At 72.2% G+C, this 20,745-nt stretch carries 18 protein-coding genes; 6 read left to right on the forward strand and 12 right to left on the reverse strand.

Annotation, left to right across the window (positions count from 1 at the left end; all coding sequences use genetic code 11):
• Positions 1–30 precede the first annotated feature (30 nt).
• From GGG17_RS01820 to GGG17_RS01840, 5 genes are all read right to left on the reverse strand, one after another.
• The gene (locus GGG17_RS01820) at positions 31–1,167 is read right to left on the reverse strand and encodes an RNA polymerase sigma factor (RefSeq protein WP_154592093.1); all 1,137 of its coding nucleotides are present in this window, start codon (positions 1,165–1,167) and stop codon (positions 31–33) included.
• Positions 1,168–1,189: 22 nt separating this feature from the next.
• Positions 1,190–1,603 carry a YciI family protein gene (locus GGG17_RS01825; protein ID WP_154592094.1) on the reverse strand — a complete coding sequence of 138 codons (414 nt, stop codon included), beginning with the start codon at positions 1,601–1,603 and terminating at the stop codon, positions 1,190–1,192.
• Positions 1,604–1,735: 132 nt separating this feature from the next.
• A complete protein-coding gene (locus tag GGG17_RS01830) occupies positions 1,736–2,470 on the reverse strand; it encodes a sulfite exporter TauE/SafE family protein (RefSeq protein WP_154592095.1) in 735 nt (244 codons plus the stop codon).
• A gap of 17 nt (positions 2,471–2,487) precedes the next feature.
• Positions 2,488–4,422 carry a 3D-(3,5/4)-trihydroxycyclohexane-1,2-dione acylhydrolase (decyclizing) gene (gene iolD, locus GGG17_RS01835; RefSeq protein ID WP_154592096.1) on the reverse strand — a complete coding sequence of 645 codons (1,935 nt, stop codon included), beginning with the start codon at positions 4,420–4,422 and terminating at the stop codon, positions 2,488–2,490.
• A gap of 25 nt (positions 4,423–4,447) precedes the next feature.
• Positions 4,448–5,515, reverse strand: a complete 1,068-nt coding sequence (locus GGG17_RS01840; RefSeq protein WP_154592097.1) for a transaldolase family protein — start codon at positions 5,513–5,515, stop codon at positions 4,448–4,450.
• Between the two features lie 181 nt (positions 5,516–5,696).
• Between GGG17_RS01840 and GGG17_RS01845 the strand changes: the two genes are divergently transcribed.
• Positions 5,697–6,437, forward strand: coding sequence for a GntR family transcriptional regulator (locus GGG17_RS01845; protein WP_288799180.1), 741 nt, complete (start codon positions 5,697–5,699; stop codon positions 6,435–6,437).
• A 313-nt stretch (positions 6,438–6,750) separates the two neighbouring features.
• On the opposite strand, the gene rplI is transcribed toward GGG17_RS01845, so the two are convergent.
• The 6 genes from rplI to GGG17_RS01875 form a co-directional block, all read right to left on the reverse strand.
• Positions 6,751–7,200 carry a 50S ribosomal protein L9 gene (gene rplI / locus GGG17_RS01850; RefSeq protein WP_154592098.1) on the reverse strand — a complete coding sequence of 150 codons (450 nt, stop codon included), beginning with the start codon at positions 7,198–7,200 and terminating at the stop codon, positions 6,751–6,753.
• Between the two features lie 22 nt (positions 7,201–7,222).
• Positions 7,223–7,459 (reverse strand): 30S ribosomal protein S18, encoded by a 237-nt coding sequence (gene rpsR / locus GGG17_RS01855; protein WP_154592099.1) that lies wholly within the window; start codon positions 7,457–7,459, stop codon positions 7,223–7,225.
• Positions 7,460–7,593: 134 nt separating this feature from the next.
• Positions 7,594–8,187: a single-stranded DNA-binding protein gene (locus GGG17_RS01860; RefSeq protein ID WP_154592100.1), complete on the reverse strand. Its 594-nt coding sequence runs from the start codon at positions 8,185–8,187 to the stop codon at positions 7,594–7,596.
• 48 nt (positions 8,188–8,235) lie between these two features.
• The gene (gene rpsF / locus GGG17_RS01865) at positions 8,236–8,523 is read right to left on the reverse strand and encodes a 30S ribosomal protein S6 (protein ID WP_154592101.1); all 288 of its coding nucleotides are present in this window, start codon (positions 8,521–8,523) and stop codon (positions 8,236–8,238) included.
• 119 nt (positions 8,524–8,642) lie between these two features.
• Positions 8,643–10,025 carry a glycosyltransferase family protein gene (locus GGG17_RS01870; RefSeq protein WP_154592102.1) on the reverse strand — a complete coding sequence of 461 codons (1,383 nt, stop codon included), beginning with the start codon at positions 10,023–10,025 and terminating at the stop codon, positions 8,643–8,645.
• A gap of 28 nt (positions 10,026–10,053) precedes the next feature.
• Positions 10,054–12,213, reverse strand: a complete 2,160-nt coding sequence (locus GGG17_RS01875) for a transglycosylase domain-containing protein (protein ID WP_195849079.1) — start codon at positions 12,211–12,213, stop codon at positions 10,054–10,056.
• A gap of 251 nt (positions 12,214–12,464) precedes the next feature.
• Between GGG17_RS01875 and GGG17_RS01880 the strand changes: the two genes are divergently transcribed.
• A complete protein-coding gene (locus GGG17_RS01880) occupies positions 12,465–13,556 on the forward strand; it encodes an inositol-3-phosphate synthase (RefSeq protein ID WP_154592104.1) in 1,092 nt (363 codons plus the stop codon).
• 189 nt (positions 13,557–13,745) lie between these two features.
• A complete protein-coding gene (locus GGG17_RS01885) occupies positions 13,746–14,408 on the forward strand; it encodes a GOLPH3/VPS74 family protein (RefSeq protein WP_154592105.1) in 663 nt (220 codons plus the stop codon).
• Here the strand turns inward: GGG17_RS01885 and GGG17_RS01890 are convergent, their stop codons facing one another.
• Entirely contained in the window at positions 14,409–15,947 is a 1,539-nt protein-coding gene (locus tag GGG17_RS01890) for a CCA tRNA nucleotidyltransferase (RefSeq protein ID WP_311966348.1), read from the reverse strand.
• Positions 15,948–16,024: 77 nt separating this feature from the next.
• Here GGG17_RS01890 and GGG17_RS01895 point away from each other — a divergent pair, with 77 nt between their 5' ends.
• From GGG17_RS01895 to murJ, 3 genes are read left to right on the forward strand one after another with little or no spacing between them, the layout of a single operon-like run.
• Complete coding sequence (locus GGG17_RS01895; protein WP_311966349.1) at positions 16,025–16,516, forward strand: NUDIX hydrolase; 492 nt, start codon at positions 16,025–16,027, stop codon at positions 16,514–16,516.
• Positions 16,513–18,966 (forward strand): DUF6049 family protein, encoded by a 2,454-nt coding sequence (locus GGG17_RS01900; protein WP_154592106.1) that lies wholly within the window; start codon positions 16,513–16,515, stop codon positions 18,964–18,966. The genes GGG17_RS01895 and GGG17_RS01900 overlap by 4 nt, the downstream gene beginning before the upstream one ends.
• Positions 18,963–20,708, forward strand: coding sequence for a murein biosynthesis integral membrane protein MurJ (murJ, locus tag GGG17_RS01905; RefSeq protein ID WP_154592107.1), 1,746 nt, complete (start codon positions 18,963–18,965; stop codon positions 20,706–20,708). The genes GGG17_RS01900 and murJ overlap by 4 nt, the downstream gene beginning before the upstream one ends.
• Positions 20,709–20,745 lie beyond the last annotated feature (37 nt).

Consider the following 20,745-nt stretch of genomic DNA (forward strand, 5'->3'; position numbering starts at 1 on the left):
CGAGCACGGACGTCCCCGTTGCGCCGCCGCTCAGCCCCGAAGCCTGGCCGCCTCGCCGGTCAGGTGGACCCTCTCGGCCGCGTTCGTGGCCGAGCGCGCTGCCGCGAGATAGAGCTCGGCCGCCTTGGCGGCGTTGCCGGCCTTCGCCTCGAGATAGGCGCGCACAGCGGTGTGGCGCGGCAGACCCGGGTCCAGCTCGGCCAGAGCGGCCAACCCCGCAGCTGGGCCGTCCGCCTCGCCCACCGCGGCCGCCCGGTTGAGGCGGGCCACCGGCGAGGAGGTGAGCGCCACGAGCTCGTCATACCACTCGACGATCTGCACCCAGTCGGTCTCGTCGGCCCGCTGGGCGTCCGCGTGCAGCGCTGCGATGGCGGCCTGAGCCTGGTACTCCCCCAACCGATCTCGCGCGAGCGCGCCCTGCAGGAGGTCGACGCCCTCGGCGATTAGGGCGGTGTCCCACAGCGTGCGGTCCTGCTCGGCCAGCGTGACCAGAGCCCCGGCTGCGGTCCACCGGGCAGGGCGGCGCGCGTGGTGCAGCAGCATGAGGGCGAGCAGGCCGATCGCCTCAGGGTCGTCCGTGAGGGCGACGAGCTGGCGGGTCAGCCTGATGGCCTCCGCCGCGAGGTCGACCGACCCCGAGTAGCCCTCGTTGAACACGAGGTAGAGCACCCGCAGCACGGTGCCCACGTCGCGCGGCTCGCCGGCGAGGTCGACCGAGACGAGACGGGCCTTGGCGCGGCTGATCCGCTGCGCCAAGGCCCGCTCCGGCACGAGATAGGCCTCGCTGATCTGCCGCGTCGTCAGTCCGCCGACCGCGCGGAGCGTGAGGGCGACCGCGGACGCCGGCGTGAGCGAGGGGTGCGCGCACAGCGCATAGAGCTGCAGGGTGTCGTCGACCGACGTGACGCCGCCCGGCGGGGGTTCCTCGTGGACGAGCACCTCCCGCGCCTGGCGCGCCTGGTCGGATCGGACGGCGTCGACGTGCTTGCGCCACGCCGCGGTCACGAGCCACGCCCGCGGGTCGCGCGGCGGGTCCGTCGGCCAGACCTCCAGGGCCTTGACCAGCGCTTCCTGCACGGCGTCCTCGGCCGACGCGAAGTCTGCTCCGCGCCGGACGAGGACGCCGATCACCGCGGGGATCAGCTCCCGCAGCGTGACGTCGTCCATGGACCGACTCGTCTCGTCCCGCTCACTCGGTGACGGTCGGCGCGGACTCCAGCAGCGGCCGCAGCTCCAGCCACTCGCGGTATGGCGTCCCGCCCTCTCCCGGCGCCGCCGACAGCTCGCCCGCCAGCTCGATCGCCCGGTCCTGCGAGTCGACGTCGATGATCATCCACCCGGCGATCAGCTCCTTGGTCTCGGCGAACGGCCCGTCCGTCACCGGCGGCCTCCCCTCACCGTCGTGGCGCACCCACAGGCCGTCCTGGGCGAGCGCCCGGCTGTCGACGAGCTCACCGGACTCGCGCAGCCGGTCGGCGAAGTCGTTCATGTACTGCATGTGCGCGTCGACCTCCGCCGGCGTCCACCGGTCCATCGGGACGTCGTGCTCGGCGTCGTCGGGCTTGGTGCTCCGGTAGTGCTTCAGCAGCAGGTACTTGGCCATGGCTGTCTCCTCGTCGCCGGTGCCGCCATTGTGACCGCACTCACCCCAGGGACGGAGCCGCGGGAGCGTTCTCGACATCGGCTCACCGCTCCAGCCGTATGTCGTCCGCGCCGTCCCTGCATCGTGGTGGGGTCACAGGACGGCGAGCTGCACCGCGCTGACCGCCACGAACGCCGTCACGATCCGCGCGAACCACACCTGGTCGATCCGCGCCACCACCTGCCGCCCGAGCCACGCACCCACCAGCACGACCGGCGCCAGCAGCGGCAGCAACGCCAAGCCGCGCCCCGTCACGAGTCCCAGCCCCACCATGAACGGCAGCTTCACGAGGTTGACCGCCAGGAAGAACCACGCCGTCGTGCCGAGGAAGGTCCACTTCTCGTAGTTCTCGCGCAGGAGATAGAGATTCATGGCGGGACCTCCGGCGTTGGCCACCATGGTCGTGAAGCCGGCGAGCGCGGCATACGCCCGCCCGACAGCGCGAGAACCCTGACGCGGCGCCGGGCGTCGCGCGCTCCACAGCTGGATCCCCAGCAGCACCAGCAAGATCGCGCCGATCACGCGCCGCAGCACGAGGTCGTCGACGACCGCCAGGAAGCCCACGCCCAGTCCCACGCCGAGCAGCACCGGCAGCACGAGCCGCACCAGCAGGCCCCGATCGACCGTATGCCGGTACGCCCGCGTGGCCACCAGGTCGCCGACCAGCAGGAGGAGCAGGAGCGTCCCCGTCGACTCCTTGGCCGGCAGCGCGAGAGCGAAGAGCCCGACCGCCACCATCGCGGCGCCGCCGATCGCCGTCTTGGAGAAGCCGACGACGAGGGCGCCGGCCACCAGCAGCGACCAGGCGAGGGGGCTGAGCTCCGGCATACGGCCTCGTGCTCTGGTCAGAGGTGGTGGCGCTGGGCCGTCTTCTCCTCGGCGTACTCCGCGTGGGCCCGCTGCGTGGACTCCAGCTCGGACACCTCCGAGACCGGCACGTCCCACCAGGCGTGACCGGGCGGGTTGGGGCCGCACAGGTCGGTCTCGATGTAGAGCACGACGGGGCCGTCCGCCGCCGCGGCCGTGGCGTAGCCGGCGCGGAACTCCTCGATCCCGTTGCAGCGCAGCACCTCTGCGCCCCAGGACGCTGCGTTGGCGGCGAGGTCGAAGGGGACCTTGTCGCCGTCGAGCCGACCGGACTCGCGGTTGCGCATCCGATAGCTCGTCCCGAAGCGCTGCGAGCCGCGCGACTCCGACAGTGCCCCGATGGACGCGAAGCCGTGGTTCTGCAGGAGCACGACGATGACCTTGAGGCCCTCGGACACGATGGTCGCGAGCTCCATCGGCATCATCTGGTAGGTGCCGTCGCCGACGATCGCCACGACCTGACGGTCCTCGTGGCCGTCGCTGTCGAGCGCGAGCCGGACGCCCATCGCCGCGGGGATCTCGTAGCCCATGCAGGAGTAGGCGTACTCCAGGTGGTACTGCTCGGGGGTCCGCGCGCGCCAGAGCGCCTGCAGGTCCCCGGGCATCGAGCCGGCCGCGTTGATGACGACGTCGTGGTCGCCCATGAGCTCGTTGAGCGCGCCGAAGACCTCGGTCTGCGCGGGGAGCGGCTGGTGGTCGCGGTGGTAGCACTCGTCGATGACCTGGTCCCACTCGGCCCACAGGTCCGCGGCGCGCTGCTGGTATGCCGGATCGGTGGTCCAGCCGTCGAGCGCGCCCTGGAGCGCGGTCAGCGCCTCGCGCGCGTCCGCCACCACCATCGTCGCCGCGTGCTTGGCGGCGTCGAAGGCGAGCACGTTGACGTTGACGAATCGCACGTCGGGAGAGGCGAACACGGTGTGCGACGCCGTCGTGAAGTCGCTGTAGCGCGTCCCCACCCCGATGACCAGGTCGGCCTCGCGGGCGAGGGTGTTGGCGGCACTGTTTCCCGTGGAACCAACCCCGCCGACGGACAGCGGGTGCTCCCAGCTGATCGCGCCCTTGCCGGCCTGGGTGTCGGCGACGGGGATGCCCGTGGCCGTGGCGAACTCACGCAGTGCCTCGCTCGCCCCGCTGTAGATCGCGCCCCCGCCGGCCACGAGCAGCGGTCGCTCGGCGGCGCGGATCGCCTCGACGGCCCGCTGCAGGGCGGCGGGCTCGGGGACGGGCCGGGCGACGTGCCACACCCTCGTGTCGAAGAGCTCGACCGGCCAGTCGAAGGCCTCGGCCTGGACGTCCTGCGGCAGGCAGATCGTGACGGCGCCGGTCTCGGCGGGGTCGGTGAGCACGCGCATGGCCGCCAGCAGGCTCGGGATCAGCTGCTCGGGGCGGTTGATGCGGTCCCAGAAGCGACTGACCGGCTTGAACGCGTCGTTGACCGACACGTCCAGGCTGCGCGGGTCCTCGAGCTGCTGCAGCACCGGGTCGGGGTAGCGGGTCGCGAACTGGTCGGACGGCAGGAGGAGCACGGGGAGGCGGTTGGTGGTGGCCAGGGCCGCGCCGGTGACCATGTTGGTCGCGCCGGGCCCGATGGAGGTCGTGACCGCGAGCGTCTGCAGCCGGTCCTTGGTCGTGGCGTAGGCCGACGCCGCGTGGACCGCGCCCTGCTCGTTGCGGGCCAGGTAGTAGGGCAGGTGCTCGGCGTCGTCGCCGCCCTCCAGGGCGACCTGGTCCTGCAGCAGCGCCTGCCCGACGCCCGCGACGTTGCCGTGCCCGAAGATGCCGAAGCAGCCTGGGATCAAACGCTGCTCGTGGCCGTCCCGCTCGGACCACTGGTTGGCCAGGAAGCGCACGACCGCCTGGGCGACGGTCAGCCGCACGGTGGGTGCTCCGGCATACGGGTAGGTCGAGGTCATCGTCGTCCTCCTCGGTGTGGTCGCGTCAGGGTGCCGGGACGAGGATGTCACGCACGACCTGGTCGAGCTCCTCGTCGGCGGCGAGGAACTGCCGCAGCGTCTTGCGGGTGGCGCCGAAGGTGTCGAACTCCTCGGGGGTCATGCCGTCGACGTCGTACGCGCGGCGGAACTCCGGGACCTTGGTGTAGAGCTCGTCGACGATCGCCGGGTCGACCGGGACGCTCATGCGCTCGGGCAGCTCCTCCCCGGCGTCGACGATCCGCTGCTGCCACGCGAACGGCGGGGAGATCACGACGTCCCCGCCGACGAGCTCGGACAGCTGCTTGGTGTTGCGGAAGGCCGCGGACAGCAGGCGGGCTCGCAGCCCACGCTCGGCAAAGATGCCGTAGGCCTTCTTGAACGCCGCGATCCCGGCCCACTCCAGGTGCTCGGGGTCGATGTCGGTGCCGTCGGCCTTGACGCAGTCCTTGAGCCAGTCGTCGAGGCGGCCGCACATGATGGTGACGACCGGGCCCATCCCCTCGACGCTCCTGCCCTCGGCCTCGCGACGCCGCAGCCCGCGTTCGATGGCCTCCCCGGCGGCGACGGCCTGCGGGACGGTGAAGGAGACGGTGACGTTGATGCTGACCCCGCGGTAGGTCGCCTCCTCGATCGCCTCGATGCCGCGCCGGGTGGCGGGGATCTTGACGATGATGTTGTCGGCGAGCCCGCTGAAGTGCTCCGCCTGGTCGACGAGCTTGGCGGCGCTGCGGGCCAGGCGCGGGTCGGTCTGCATCGAGAGACGGCCGTTGCGCCCTGCATACCGCTCGAAGGCCGGCTCGAGCAGCCTGGCGGCGTCGATGGACAGCTCCTCGACGACCTTCCACCCGATCTCGGACTCGGTGGCCTCGGGCATCTCGGCGTCGAGCTCCTTGATCCGGGCGCTCCACCGCGGCAGGTCCGCCTTGACGCAGGTCACCGCGATGACCGGGTTGCAGGTGGCCCCCACCGCGCCGTACTCGATGGACTGCTTGAGCTCGACCGGGTCCGCGGAGTCGTTCCACAGGACGGTGGTCGGGTAGGCCTCCACCATCGAGTTCAGGTTGGTGCTCATCAGCTGCCTCCAGTGCACGTCGACGTGCGGGTGGGTCGCGGGTGGGTTCGCGGGTCATGCCATTCAAGCCGGGCGCCGATCCCCTGTCAACCTATTGTCCTGACATTTGCACACTGGACTCAGTGCCGGCCCACCCGTCGTCGCGCCCGCTCGCCATGACGAGATCGGATACTGTGCAACCGTGCCCACGCCGTTGCCCGTCTCGCTGGACCGTGCGGCCCCCACACCGCTCTACGACCAGCTCGCGGCCCAGCTGCGCGCCGCGATCGACGACGGCGTCCTGCAGCCCGGCGACCCCTTCGAGAACGAGCTGTCCCTCGCCGCCCGTCTGCACGTGTCGCGACCCACCGTCCGCAAGGCCATCGCCCAGCTCGTCGCCGACGGGCTGCTGGTGCGGCACCGCGGCATCGGCACCCGCGTCGCCTCCCCGGTCGTGCACCAGCGGGACGACCTGACCCCCTTGTACGACGAGCTGGACCGCACCGGGCGCCGCCCCCAGACGCAGGTGGTCCGCCTGGTGCCCGCCCGTCGCAACAAGGTCGCCGCCACGGCCCTGGGGCTGGATCCCCGCGTGCCGCTCGTCTATCTGGAGCGGGTGCGCTGGTCGGACGGGCGCCCCCTGGTGGTGCTGCGGTCCTGGTTGCCGCCGCAGTTCGCGACGCTCACAGCGGCCGAGCTGGGCGAGCACGGGCTCTACGAGCTGCTGGGGCGTCGCGGGGTGGTCGCCGACGTGGCCCGCCAGCGGCTGGGGGCCCGGATGGCGACGCTCACCGAGCGGCGCCAGCTGCAGCTCACGCGCGCCGACGCCGTGCTGACCGTGCTGTGGCAGTCGTACACCGCCGACGGGACCCCGATCGAGTACGGCGACCACGCCTACCGCGGCGACCAGTACGTCGTGGACAACACCCTGCGCAATCCCTGACTCCCTCACCCCCACGCCGACCGGTCACCTCCAGACACGCCGACCGGTCACCTCCAGACACGCCGACTGGTCAGAATCGGACGCCGTGGGCCTCCATCACTGACCAGTCGGCGGGAGGGCGCGCGCGCAGACAGCGGAAGGCCCGGCGCCATGCCCCCGTGGGGATGGCGCCGGGCCTCTCGGCATACGGCAGGTGAATCAGCCTGGGTCGATCACCTCGACCTGCGGTGAGACACCCGGCTGATGAACCTACCGGGGGTGGGTCCATCAGCCTGGGGGACGGAGGCCGGTCGATGCCCCTACCCCCGGTGGGTCACTTCGCGGCGACGACGTCCAGCTTGACGTTGGCCGTGACGTCCGCGTGCAGACGCACGGTCGCCTCGTACGCGCCGAGGGTGCGGATCGCGCCCTTGACCTCCAGCTTGCGACGGTCGACCTTGGGGCCGCCGGCGGACACGATCGCGTCGACGATCTGCGCGGTGTGGACCGAGCCGTAGAGGCGACCGGCCTCGCCGGACTTGACCGGCACCTTGTAGGCCTTGACCTCGAGACGCTGCTTGGCGTCCTTGGCCTCCTCGATCGTCTTGTGCTCGCGCGCGGCGCGGGCCTTCTGGATCGCCTCGACCTGCTTCTCGCCGCCCTTGGTCCACTGGGTCGCGAGCCCGCGGGGCATGAGGTAGTTGCGGGCGTAGCCGTCCTTGACCTCGACGATGTCGCCGGGGGCGCCGAGGCCGGTGACCTCGTTGGTGAGGATGAGCTTCATGTCAGTTCGTCCTTTCCCGGGCTCAGCGAGCGGAGCTCGAGTAGGGCAGCAGGGCGACCTCGCGGGCGTTCTTGACGGCCTTGGCGATGAGGCGCTGCTCCTGGACGGAGACACCGGTCACGCGACGTGCGCGGATCTTGCCGCGGTCGGAGATGAACTTGCGCAGCAGCGCGGTGTCCTTGTAGTCGATGTTCTCGACCTTGGCGGCCTTGAGCGGGTTCGCCTTCTTCTTGGGCTTGCGCACAACGGGCTTGGCCATTGTGGAACTCCTTGGGTGTGCGATGCGTGGTGCCGCCGGCCTGGGGGCAGCGGCTCAGAGTGTGATGTCGGTATGACGGGCGCGATGCCCCGCCACCGACGGACGTGCTCGATCCGGACGGGTGCCGGGGTCGGTCAGAACGGCGGCTCGTCGTAGGACGGCGCTCCGCCGCCCCAGCCGCCCTGGCCGCCGGCCGCCGGCTGACCGCCGGACTGCTGACCGCCGCCGGAGCCACCGCCGGTCGACCAGGGGTCGTCGCCGGAGCCGGCATTGCCGCCGCCCCAGCCACCCTGGCCACCGCCGGAGCCGGCGTTGCCACCACCGAAGCCACCGCCCTGGCCGCCGCCACCACCGCCACCGCGCTGGGTGCGGGTGACCTTGGCCGTGGCGTAGCGCAGCGACGGTCCGACCTCGTCGACCTGCATCTCCATGACGGAGCGCTTCTGGCCGGACTCCTTGTCCTCCCAGGAGCGGGAGACCAGGCGACCGGTGACGACGACGCGCATGCCGCGCTGGAGGGACTCGGCGACGTTCTCGGCTGCCTCACGCCACACGGAGCAGCGCATGAACAGCGTCTCGCCGTCCTTCCACTCGTTGGACTGGCGGTCGAACGTGCGCGGCGTGGACGCCACAGTGAAGTTGGCGACGGCCGCACCGGACGGCGTGAACCGCAGCTCCGGGTCCTGGGTGAGGTTGCCGATGATCGTCAGCGTGGTCTCTCCGGCCATGGATCTCTCCTCGTCGAGCGGTGGTGGATCGAGCTGTGCGAGAACGACTCAGGCGCCGGGGCGCAGGAGCTTGGTCCGCAGGATGGACTCGTTCAGACCGAGCTGGCGGTCCAGCTCCTTGGCCGTGGCGGGCTCGGCCGTGAAGTTCACGACGGCGTAGTAGGCCTCGGCGTTCTTGTTGATCTCGTAGGCCAGGCGGCGCTTGCCCCACAGGTCGACGTTGTCGACGGTGCCCTTGTCCTGGGTGATGACGGTGAGGAACTTGTCCAGCGACGGCTGGATGGTGCGCTCCTCGAGAGCGGGGTCGAGGATGATCATCAGTTCGTACTGACGCATGCGTTAACCCACCTCCTCTGGTCTCGGCGGTCACGGTCTCTCCGTGACAGGAGGGTGTGCATGACGCTCGCCCAGGCACCGCGACGGGCGTCGCGAGCACACAGACGAGCCGTCCTAGCCTACACGACCTTGAGCAGGACCTGGTCAGGGGCGTTGGCGGCGACGCCCGCCACGGGATCGCGCTCCGGACGCCCGGTGGCCTCGCGGTCCGGTGGCTCGTCCCGCGCGCGCCGGGTCACGACCCAGACCAGCCACAGCCACGCGGCGAGGCGGGCCACCACGAGCACCCCGAACCACCCCGCGGGCAGGCCCCGGTCGGGGTCGGTGCGGGCGGCGATGTGCAGCCACACCCCGACGAAGTAGGTCACCTCCACCGCGGCCCACACCAGGTGGTCGCGCCATCGCACGCCGATCAGCGCCAGCAGGGGCGGGACCCACAGCGCGGCCTGCGGCGGCAGGCTCTTGCCGGTCGCCGCGACGAGCACCACGAGCACGAGCGCGACCTCGGCGACGGCCGGCCGCCGCGCCGTACCCAGGGCAAAGAATGCGGCCACCACGACGGCCGCCACCCAGCCGAGCACGGCCAGCAGGGTGGCGAGGCCGGTCGGGACGGCGACGCCGGCCGCGGCCAGCAGGTGGGTGAGCGAGCCGTAGCCCGGCGCGGCCGCCGCCCAGCCGGTGTAGACGTCCAGCGCCTGGCGACCGCTGAGCGCGACCACGGTGCCGACGACGGCCACGACCGTGAGCAGGGCGACGCCCGCCGCGAGCCCCCACTCGACCAGCCGCCCGGCGCGCAGGCACACCAGGCCGAGCGCGAGGACCAGCAGGACCGACGTGGACCGGCAGCTGATCGCGAGACCCAGCAGGATCCCGGCCTGCACCGCGTGCCGACGTCCCCACGCCACGAGCCCCGCGATGCCCAGGGTCACCGCCAGCAGGTCGAAGCTGACCAGGGCGGCCGTCGCGACGACGGGTGACAGGGCGAGGTGCGCCACCGCCCAGCGGGTGCGGGGCTGGGCGCGGACCAGCAGGCCGACGAGCAGGACGAGCAGGACGGTGAGCAGCCCCGCCCAGGCTGCGACGTAGACCTGGGCGGCCGGCAGCGTGCGCCCCTGCTCGGGCCCGCCCGGGACCAGCAGCGACAGCAGCCACATCACGACACCTGTGCCGGCCGGCTGCCCGACCCCGGACCCGTGGCCGTAGGCGAAGCCGCCGTCCGCCAGGCCGCTGCCCTGGTAGACGACGGGGATGTCGGAGTAGCAGGCGTGCCAGAACTGGTCCGCCGCACGCCACCCCCGCGCGAGGCAGTGGCCACGCAGGAGGACGGACAGGGCCATCAGCACGGTCGCCGTGCAGGACAGGACGACGACGGCGGGACCCAGACCACGGCGGCCGATGGCGGCATACCGCCCGACCGGACCACCCAGCCACTCGCTCGCGACCCGAGCCACCGGGTCCTCGCGGGTGGGCGCGACGGTGCGGGTGGGGTCGCTCAGCTGCATGCGCCCATCATGCCCGCTCGCCCGCCGCTCAGCCGGTGGCCGACGTGGGGGCGCTCCGGGCCGTCTGGGTCGGGGGCGGCGGGGCCGGCGCTGTCGCCGACGGCTGCGCGGCCGAGGAGGTGGCGGGCGCGCTCGCACGGCCGGTGTCGCCCGTGCCGGAGGTGCCCGAGCCACCCGGGTCCGCCGACGCCGTGGACGTCGACCGCGGCCGGGTGCCGATGTTCTTGCGATCCTCGTCGTTGACGCCGACCCGCTCGGGGAAGTCCTTCTCCTCGACGCCCTCCAGCACCGTGCGCATGAACTGCGTCCAGATCGGCACGCAATACTTGTAGCCACCGACGTTGCGGCCGAGCGGCACGTTGGTCCTGCCGTCCTCGGACGGCTTGTAGATCGCGCACCCCGCGGCCAGCTGCGGGACATAGCCGATGAACCAGACCTCCTTGTGGTCCTCGGCCGTGCCGGTCTTGCCGGCGGCGGGACGCCGGACCCGCTGGGCGTATGACGCAGTGCCCTCGGTGATCGGGTGGGTCAGGGCCTCGGTGACGTCCACGGCCACGTCCCGGTCGATGGCCTGCGTCGTGCTCGTCGACGCGGTGTAGTCCACCTCCCCGTCGGAGCTCTTGACCGAGGCGATGATGTGCGGTGTCGCGCGCCTGCCCTCGGCCGCGATCGTCGCGTAGCCGTTGGTGTTGTCCAGGACGCTCGGGGTGGCCGTGCCGAGGGTGTTGGTGAGGTTGTCCTCGACGTTGACCTGCGCGGTGCCCGGGATCCCGGCGTCCAGGGCCGCCTTCTTGGTGGCGGCCGGGCCGATCGCCTTGTTGAGCCGCACGAACGCCGTGTTGACCGAGTCCGCGGCGGCCTGACGCAGGTCGATCCAGCCGTACTGCTGGTTGAACTCGTTCTCGATCTCGTCGTTGGTCCCCGGCACCTGGTAGGGCGAGGAGCCGCTCACGCGGGACCGTGTGGAGTAGCCGTTCTGCAGGGCCCCCACCAGCGTGTAGGCCTTGAAGGTCGAGCCCGCCGACAGGTGCGCGTCCACCGCGTTGTTGTAGGGACGCTTGGCGAAGTCGGTCCCGCCATACAGCGCCTTGATCGCCCCGGTGCCCGGCTCGACCGCGGACATCCCGGTCTGCGCGCCCTCGATGTCGTCGGCCGCACCGCGGTCGGCGATGGCCTCGATCATCGCCTGCTGGTACCTCTGGTCCACGGTCGTGACGATGCGCAGACCACCCTTGGCGATGGCGTCCTCGTCCAGCTTGGCCCGGCTCACCAGCTCCTTCTTGGCCAGGTCGACCAGGTAGCCGTTGGTGCCGCCGGTGATCTCGATGGGCTTGGCCTTGACCACGGTGGGATAGACCGCCTGGGACCGCTGCGCGGCCGTGAGCCAGCCCTGGTCGACCATCGCGTCGAGGATCCACGACACGCGCTCCTTGCTGCGGGCCAGGTTGCTCGCCGAGCGGGAGGGGTCGTAGATCGAGGGGCCCCGGATGACCGACGCCAGCAGGGCGCCCTCGGCGGGGGTCAGCTGCGAGACGTCCTTGCCGAAGTACGCCTTGGACGCCGTCTGGATGCCGCTCGCGCTGCGCCCGAAGTAGATCGTGTTGAGGTAGTCCTCGAGGATCTGGTCCTTGCTGCGCTGCTGGTCCAGCTTGACGGAGATGATGATCTCCTTGAGCTTGCGCTGGACCGTCTGGTCGCTGGTCAAGAAGGTGTTCTTGACGTACTGCTGCGTGATGGTCGACCCGCCCTGGGTCGCGCCACCCTCCAGGGACACCTTGATCGCGCGGGCGATACCGCTCGGGCTGACTCCGTTGTTGGAGTAGAAGGAGCGGTCCTCGGCCGCGAGGAAGGCCTTCTGCACGTGGTCGGGCACCCTGCTCAGCGGGACGTTCTCGCGGTTGGTGCCACCCGTCAGCCGGCCCATCTCGGTCTTGCCGTCGGCGAAGTAGACCGTCGAGATCTGCGCCTGCGACGCCGGGTTGGGGTCGGGGATGTCGATCGTCGAGTAGAGATAGGCCACCACCGCGGCGCCGAGCGCCAGCAGCGTCACCAGCGCGAGGCCGAGCCAGGTCAGGAGGCGGGCCCACCCGCTGCGGCGGCGGGGCTTGCGGGGCTTGCGCGCCCTGCTCGACGGATTGCCCCCCGGGCCGACGCCGGCACCGGCGCCCTGGGTCGTGGCTGGGCTCACGCGATCTCCTCGATGCTCCGAGGTGGTGGGCCCACCTCCGGTCTGCCCGTCAGTATGACGGCCCCTCCTGGTCCTGGCCCGGAGCATCGCCGGTCCCCTCCCCCAGCCGGATGCGCGTGGCGGCATGACAAGCCCGAGCAGACATGACAAAGTGCGTGTTTGTCATGTCGGTGACGGGCGGACGGCATACAGCCGGCCCTGCCACGGGTCCCCGCCACCCAGCCATCCAGCCATCCACACGAGGAGCACCCATGCCTTCAGTGCGCGTCGCGATCGTCGGCGTCGGCAACTGTGCGACGTCCCTTGTCCAGGGCGTCCACTACTACAAGGACGCCAGCCCCGAGGACACGGTCCCGGGGCTGATGCACGTCCTGCTCGGCGACTACCACGTGCGCGACGTCGAGCTCGTCGCCGCGTTCGACGTCGACGACAAGAAGGTCGGCAAGGACCTGTCCGAGGCCATCAACGCCTCCGAGAACAACACGATCAAGATCTGCGACGTGCCGACGCTCGGCGTCGAGGTGCAGCGCGGGCACACCCTCGACGGCCTCGGCAAGTACTACCGCCAGACCATCGACGAGTCCACGGCCGAGCCCGTGGACGTGGTCCAGGCGCTCAAGGACGCCGAGGTCGACGTGCTCGTGTCCTACCTCCCCGTGGGGTCGGAGGAGGCCGACAAGTTCTACGCGCAGTGCGCGATCGACGCCAAGGTCGCGTTCGTCAACGCGCTGCCCGTCTTCATCGCGAGCGACCCCGAGTGGGCCGCGAAGTTCGAGGCCGCCGGCGTCCCGATCATCGGCGACGACATCAAGTCGCAGGTCGGCGCCACCATCACCCACCGCGTGCTGGCCAAGCTGTTCGAGGACCGCGGGGTGGCGCTGGACCGGACCTATCAGCTCAACGTCGGCGGCAACATGGACTTCAAGAACATGCTCGAGCGCGAGCGCCTGGAGTCCAAGAAGGTCTCCAAGACCCAGGCCGTCACCTCCAACCTGCACGGCGAGCTGGCCGGCAAGACGGACGACCGCAACGTCCACATCGGCCCGTCGGACTACGTGGCGTGGCTGGACGACCGCAAGTGGGCCTATGTCCGCCTGGAGGGCCGGGCGTTCGGCGACGTGCCGCTCAACCTGGAGTACAAGCTCGAGGTCTGGGACTCCCCCAACTCGGCGGGCATCATCATCGACGCGATCCGGGCGGCCAAGATCGCGCTGGACCGGGGCATCGGGGGTCCGCTGCTCTCACCCGCGGCATACCTGATGAAGTCCCCGCCGGAGCAGCGTCCCGACGACGAGGGCCGCGCCAAGCTCGAGGCCTTCATCGCCGGCAGCGAGAGCCGCTGACGCCCCCTGTGACCGACAGCCCGACAGCCCCAGCAGGCGGACGACGCGACGACCGGTGATCGCGCAGACCTGAGCACGGTGGACGGTGCTCAGGTCTCCGCGACCGGTGTGTGTGGCGGTCGTCTCGTTCGTGGGGCCGCACCGGCGCGAGGGGTCGCGGCGGGGCCGACCGGGGTCTACGGTCGAGCCATGCAGCTCGCCGAGGAACTCCTGCTCCTGCTCACCGACGACGAGACGGGCCGGATGAGCGTGCCCGAGCGCGTGCTGGACCTTGCGGTCGCCGGTGGCGCGCTGAGCGAGCTGGGGGCGATCGAGCAGGTGCGGGTCGTCGAGGAGCACGAGCACGTGGTCGGGTCGCTGGGCGAGCCGATCCAGGCGGGCCGGCTCGTCATCGACGACGAGGTCACCCACGACGCCGACCCCGTGCTCGACGGGGCTCTGGAGACCTTCCGCGGGATGCAGGGACGCAAGCTCACCAACGTCCTGCCGATCATGGGCCGGGCCCTCTATCCGGCGCTGCACCGTGACCTGGAGGCCAAGGGCGTGCTCCGCCGCGAGGCCCCCGCCCGCCAGTCGATGATCCCTCGGACGACCTGGGTCGCCGTCGACAGCACCCACGAGGACTCGGTGCGCCGGCACCTGGCGGACGTGCTGCTGCACGACGCGGAGCCCGACGACCGCGCCCGGCACCTCGTCGGCCTGCTGCACGCGATCGGAGCCCTGACCGTCGCCATGCCCGAGCTCGAGGCCGACCGTGAGCGAGCGCTGCAGACGGCGCTCGAGGTGCGGGCGTTGACGGACGTGCACGGGCCGTGCGGGCGCGTCCTCGCAGCGATCGACGAGCTGGTCTAGCTAGTCCGGCTGGTGTTGCTGCTCGGTGGACTCGGGCTGGGTGACCCACCACTGCTTGAGGCGCAGGGTCGCCTCCTCGCGCCCGATCATGCCCTCGTCGAGGCGCACCGCGAGCAGGTGCTTGTAGGCGCGTCCGAGCACCGGCCCGGGCCGGATGCCGAGCACCTCGACGATCTCGTTGCCGTCGAGCTCGGGCCGGATGGCGGCGAGCTCCTCCTCGGCCTGCAGCCGCTCGATGCGCGCCTCCAGGCCGTCGTAGCTGCGCCGCAGCCGGCCCGCCTTGCGGATGTTGCGCGTGGTGCAGTCGGCGCGGGTCAGCAGGTGCAGCCGGGACAGCAGCGGCCCCGCGTCGGTCACGTAGCGGCGCACGGCGGAGTCGGTCCACTCGCCGTCGCCGTAGCCGTGGAACCGCAGGTGCAGCTCGATCAGCCGTGACACCGCCTTGGTCGTGTCCTTGTCGAAGCGCAGGGCCTTGAGGCGCTTGGTCGCCATACGGGCGCCCACGAGCTCGTGGTGGTGGAAGGACACGCCCCCGTCGGGCTCGAACCTCCGCGTCGCGGGCTTGCCGATGTCGTGCAGCAGCGCCGCGAGTCGCAGCACCAGATCAGGCCGTATGACGGGCCCGCCGTCGGCCGGGGCTGCCGCCCCCGGCTCGGCCGCCGCCGTCCCGCGACCCGGCTCAGGGGCGGGGAGCTCCAGGTCGATGGCCTGCGCGAGGACGGTGAGGGAGTGCTCGTAGACGTCCTTGTGGCGGTTGTGCTCGTCGACGGTGCGCCGCATGCCGGACAGCTCGGGCAGCATCACGTCGGCGAGGCCGGTGTCGGTGAGCACCTCGAGACCGGGCCTGGGGTCGGGGGTCAGCATCAGCTTGACCAGCTCGTCGCGGATCCGCTCTGCGGAGATGATCTCGAGCGACCCGGCGCGCTCGCGCATCGCCGCCTCCACCTCGGGGTCGAGCGCGAGGCCCAGCTGGGACACGAAGCGCGCCGCCCGCATCATGCGCAGCGGGTCGTCGCCGAACGACTCGGCCGGGGTCCCCGGGGTGCGCAGCAGCCCGCGGGCGAGGTCGCCCAGACCGTCGTGCGGGTCGACGAAGGTCAGGTCGGGCAGCCGCAGCGCCATCGCGTTGACGGTGAAGTCGCGGCGGACGAGGTCGTCCTCGAGGCGGTCGCCGTAGGACACCTCGGGCTTGCGGGTGGTGCGGTCGTAGGCGTCCTTGCGGTAGGTCGTGATCTCGACCTGCCAGCCGTCCTTGCGCGCCCCGATGGTGCCGAAGGCCCGCCCGACGTCCCACAGCGCGTCGCCCCAGCCGCGGAGCAGGCGCTCGGTCTGCTCGGGGCGGGCGTCGGTGGTGAGGTCGAGGTCCATGGACCTGCGGCCCAGGACGGCGTCCCGCACCGGCCCACCCACGAGGGCGAGCTCGTGCCCGGCCGCCCCGAACCTCTCCCCCAGCTCGGTCAGCAGGCCGGTGACGGGCGCGAGCCGACGCGCCGCGGCGGCGAGCAGCTCGTCGGTGGGGGGGTGGGTGGGTCCAGGCACAGTTCCCCACCTTAGAAGACCGCGGGGGCCGACGTGGCACCGCGACCGAGCACTCCAGGTCTCGTTAGAGTGCTCAGGTGACCACTCCCCATCCGACCAACCCGGCAGCGCGGTTCCCGCGTCGACTGCCGGCGGTGGAGGAGGTCTCGGCGGGCGGCGTGATCGTGCGCGTCGAGCGCGGTCTGGCGGAGCTGGCGATCATCGCGCGCCGCAACCGGGCGGGCCGCGTCGAGTGGTGCCTGCCCAAGGGGCACATCGAGGGGGCCGAGACGCTCGAGGAGACGGCGGTCCGTGAGGTGGCCGAGGAGACCGGCATCGAGGGGCGGGTGATCGCCTCCCTGGGATCCATCGACTACTGGTTCACCACCTCGGCGTCGCGCGTGCACAAGGTGGTCCACCACTACCTCCTCGAGGCGCTCGGGGGGCACCTCACGATCGAGAACGACCCCGACGCCGAGGCGATCGACGTGGCCTGGGTGCGCCTGGGCAACAACACGACCGAGCTGACCTTTCCCAACGAGAGGCGCATCGCCGCGGCGGCATGGCAGCGCCTCGCGGGGGACCGGTGACTCGTCGGTCGGTCCGGGCCGCGGCGGCTGTCGCCGCCTCGATCGTGCTCGTCGGTATGCCGACCGCGGCCGCCGCCATACCTCACCGCCCGCCCGCCGCGGTTCCCGCCCCGGGATCCGCCATACCTCACCGCCCACCCGACCCGGCCTCCGTCCCCGAGGCCCGGCCCAGCGCCCAGGCGAGTGGGCTCACGGTGCGCCTGGACGAGCTCGCCCCGGCCGTGGTGCGGCCGGACCAGGACGTGACGGTGCGGGTGACCGTCTCGTCCACGAGCACCCAGGCGAGCGGACCGCTGTCAGCCCGGGTGCTGCTCGGCGGCGCGCCCTTCACGCAGCGCCAGGCCCTGTCGAGCTGGCTGCACGCCACCCAGCCGCGATCCCTCGCCACGCGAGAGGTCGCCACCCAGTCGCTGGCAGCCGGGGTGCCGGCCAAGGGCTCGACGACGGCGACGATGACCATTGCCCGCAGCGCACTGCGACGGGGCACGCCGTTCGGCTCCTACCCGCTGGCCGTCGAGGTGCGCAGCGGCAGCGAGCGCGTGGCCCTGGCCCGGTCGGTGCTGCCCTGGGTCAGCGGCAGCCAGGAGTACGAGCCGCTGCGCCTCGCCTGGATCGCCCCCCTCACCCTGCCGGCCCGCCGCGAGCTGTTCGCCGGCGACGTCCGCGAGGTGGGGGCCGCCTGGTCGCAGACCATCGGGGACGGGGGCATCCTGCGGCAGCGCCTGGACGCCGCCGTCGGCACACCGGTGACCTGGATGGTCGACCCGGCCGTCCTCACGCCCCCGACCGGGGCCGGTGGTCTGGTGACGTCCGCGTCCACAACCCCGACCCCGACATCGACACCGCCGAACACCACGAACACGAGCCCGAGCCCGACCACGAGCACGAGCACGAGCACGAGGGCCGGGGTGGTCACGCCCCAGCCCGCCGACACGCCCGCGACCACGGCATCGCCCCCACCCGGCTCGGCGTCCTCCGCGCCCCCGGCCCCCTCGCCCCCGGCCTCCTCGCCCGCGGGTCAGACCCCGCCTCCGGCCCCCGGGGCTGCGTCCGACCCTCTGGGCGCCGCCAAGGCCGCGGCGGACGCCCTCGCAGGCCGCCTCAAGGCGTTGGGCGACGACCAGCCCGTCTGGTCCCTGCCGGCCGGCGACCCCGACACCGCCGCCCTCCTCCGTGCCACCCCCGACCCGGGTCTCAGCTCGGTGGTGTGGCCCGCGGGCAGCGACCCGCTGAGCACGGTGCTCGGGCGCACCGTCACCGACTCCATCGCCTGGCCGGCGGACGGCTCGTGGGCCGAGGGGCGGACCACCGCCTGGACCCGGACCACCGGTGGCTCCTCGCCGACCGCGGCCGTGGTGTCCACGGAGGCGGTCGCGTCACCCCAGCGCCAGACCACGCCGGGGGCGGCCCAGCGCAGCGCCGACGGCACACCGCTGCTCGCCTACGACGAAGGCCTCAGCGAGGTGACCGCGGGCAACGAGTCCTCCTCCTACACCGAGGTCGTGCAGGAGTTCCTGGGCCAGTCGCTCACCCTGCTGGGGGAGCTGCCGGGCACGCGCCGCACGGCCCTGGTGGCCGTCCCTCGCGGGACCACCCTGTCCGGCCCCGCGCTCCGTCGGCTCTGGGGGGCCACCGCCTCGGCGCCCTGGCTGCGTCAGGTCGACGTCAGCAGCATCCTCGGGCAGGGCCCGCAGGTGCGGCAGGGCAGCCAGGTCACCTCGTCCACCACTCCCACGAGACCTCCCTCGCCGCTGGACGGTACGACGGTGGACGAGCTCGAGTCGGACCTCGCGACCGTGGAGGGGCTGCGGCGCATCCTGCCGGCCGACGCCCCGACCACGCGGACCTGGACGGCCGGCATCAAGCAGCTGACGTCGTCGCGCTGGCGCGGTGGGTCGCAGGCCTGGAGCCAGCTGCGGGAGGCGGTGGGCGGCTCGATCGACGCCGCGGCCCACGGCGTGCAGGTCCGGCCGAGCACGATCAACTTCCTGGCGGACTCGGGCACGATCCAGATCACCGTCAACAACACGCTGCCGTATGCCGTCCACGACGTCCGCCTCGAGCTGGTCCCCGGCAGCCCCAAGCTGCGGGTCACGCAGAGCACCAAGTCGCTCACCATCGCGGCCGGCAGCCGCACGACCATCCAGGTCGAGGTGACGGCGCTCGGGGCCGGCACCGTGCCGCTGGAGGCGCGGCTGTCCACGCCCGACGGGATCGCGCTGGGCTCCGCGACGACCGTGGACATGAACGTCCGCCCCACGAGCGTGTGGGTCTTCGCGCTCGTCGCGGGTATCGTCGGCCTGATCCTCGTGCTCGGCCTCGCCCGCTCCCTGCGCCGTGGCCCCACCCGGGCCCAGCGCGAGCTCGGCGACCACGAGGCGGTGGCCGACGCGGTCCTCGGCACCGGCGGCTCCGACCTCTCCCGCAGCACCGACAAGGATCCTCGATGAGCAGCACACGGCACGGTGCACCGCCGCCGACGGACGGCCCCGCCCTCGGGCGCCCCGGCACCGACGAGACCCTCGCACCCACCGCCGCCGCGCCTGCCCCGGCCGACGGCGTCGTGCAGGAGCAGAGCGTCCGACGGGCGAGCGCCCTCATGGCCGCCGGCTCGATCGTGTCCCGGCCCCTGGGGCTCGTCCGCCAGCTGATGCTCGTGGCCTGCCTCGGGGTGACCACCGCGTCGGCCGACGCGTTCAACACCGCCAACCAGCTGCCCAACATCATCTACATGCTGCTGTCCGGTGGCCTGCTCACCGCCGTGCTCATCCCGCAGATCACCAAGGCGATGAAGCGCGAGGACGGCGGCCAGGAGGTGATCGACCGGCTCCTGACGATCTGCCTCGGGGCCATCCTGGTGGTGACGGTCATCGCGACCCTGCTCGCGTCTCCGCTGGTCACGCTCTACCGCATCCCGCCCGCCACGCGGGAGCTGGCGACGGCGTTCGCCCTCGTCTGCCTGCCACAGATCTTCTTCTACGGCCTGTATGCCGTCCTCGGCCAGGTCCTCAACGCCCGAGGACGCTACGCGTCGTTCATGTGGACGCCGGTGCTCGCCAACCTCGTGCAGATCGCGGGCATGGCGGTCTTCCTGGCGCGCTACACCCACGCCGCCCCTCCGCAGGAGTGGACCCCGGGGATGATCTGGCTGCTCGCGGGCACGAGCACCGCCGGCATCGCGCTGCAGGCGCTCGCCCTCGTCCCGGACCTGCGGGCGAGCGGTTTCCGGTGGCGTCCCCGCTGGGGCTTTCGCGGCTACGGCTTCCGCGCGGCATCCACGATGGCCGGGTGGGCCTTCGCCGCCCTCGTCGTGGCCCAGCTGGGCGGCTACGCGTGCGCCGCGGTGATGAACACCGTCGCCGGCTGGGCCCGGCACGACGGCCAGCAGGTGGCGGGCATCTCGGTCTACCAGCTGGCCTTCCTCGTCTTCATGCTGCCGCACGGGATCATCACGACGTCGATCCTCACTGCGATCTACCCGCGCATGTCCCGCGCCGCCCACGACGAGGCGACCGACGAGCTGCGGCGACTGCTGACGCGCGGCCTCACGCTGCCCTCCGTGGCCCTGGTGCCCATCACCGCCGCCGCGATCCCGCTGGCGGTGCCGGGCATGGCCATGGTGCCCCGGGTCAGCGGGGACGCCCTCAGCGAGACGGCGCTCGTGTTCGCGATCATGGTCCTGGGCCTGATCCCGTTCGGCTGGACCACGCTCCAGCAGCGCTTCTTCTTCGCCCTCGAGGACGGCCGCACCAACCTGCACCTGCAGCTGCTGCTCACGGTGATCCAGATCGCGCTCGCCCTGCTGGCGCTGGTCGGTCCGCGGGAGCACGTCGTGGCGCTGATCGCGGCCGGGCAGACGCTGGGCAACCTCGCGGCGGCGGTCGCCTTCGTCGTCATCGCGCAGCGTCGCGTCGGCGGGCTGCCGGTGCGGCACGTGGTGCGGCTGCACGTCCGGCTGGTCGTCGTGTCCACCCTCGCGGCCCTGCTCGCCTGGGGCTCGGTCGTCGGTCTGTCGGCGCTCCTCGGCACCTCGCGCCTCGACCACCTCGTGCAGCTGCTGGTCGGCGGGGCCGTGTTCGTCCTGGCCTTCCTGGGGCTGGCCCGCGCCTTTCGCATCCGGGAGGTCGACGACCTGCTCCGACCGGTCGCCGCGCAGCTGCGTCGCCGGACCGGAGCCGCCCCCAGCGCCTAGGATGCGATGAGCACGACCGCCCGCCCGTGGGGGACGC

The organism is Arsenicicoccus cauae (assembly GCF_009707125.1).
In the GTDB taxonomy this organism is placed as follows: domain Bacteria; phylum Actinomycetota; class Actinomycetes; order Actinomycetales; family Dermatophilaceae; genus Arsenicicoccus; species Arsenicicoccus cauae.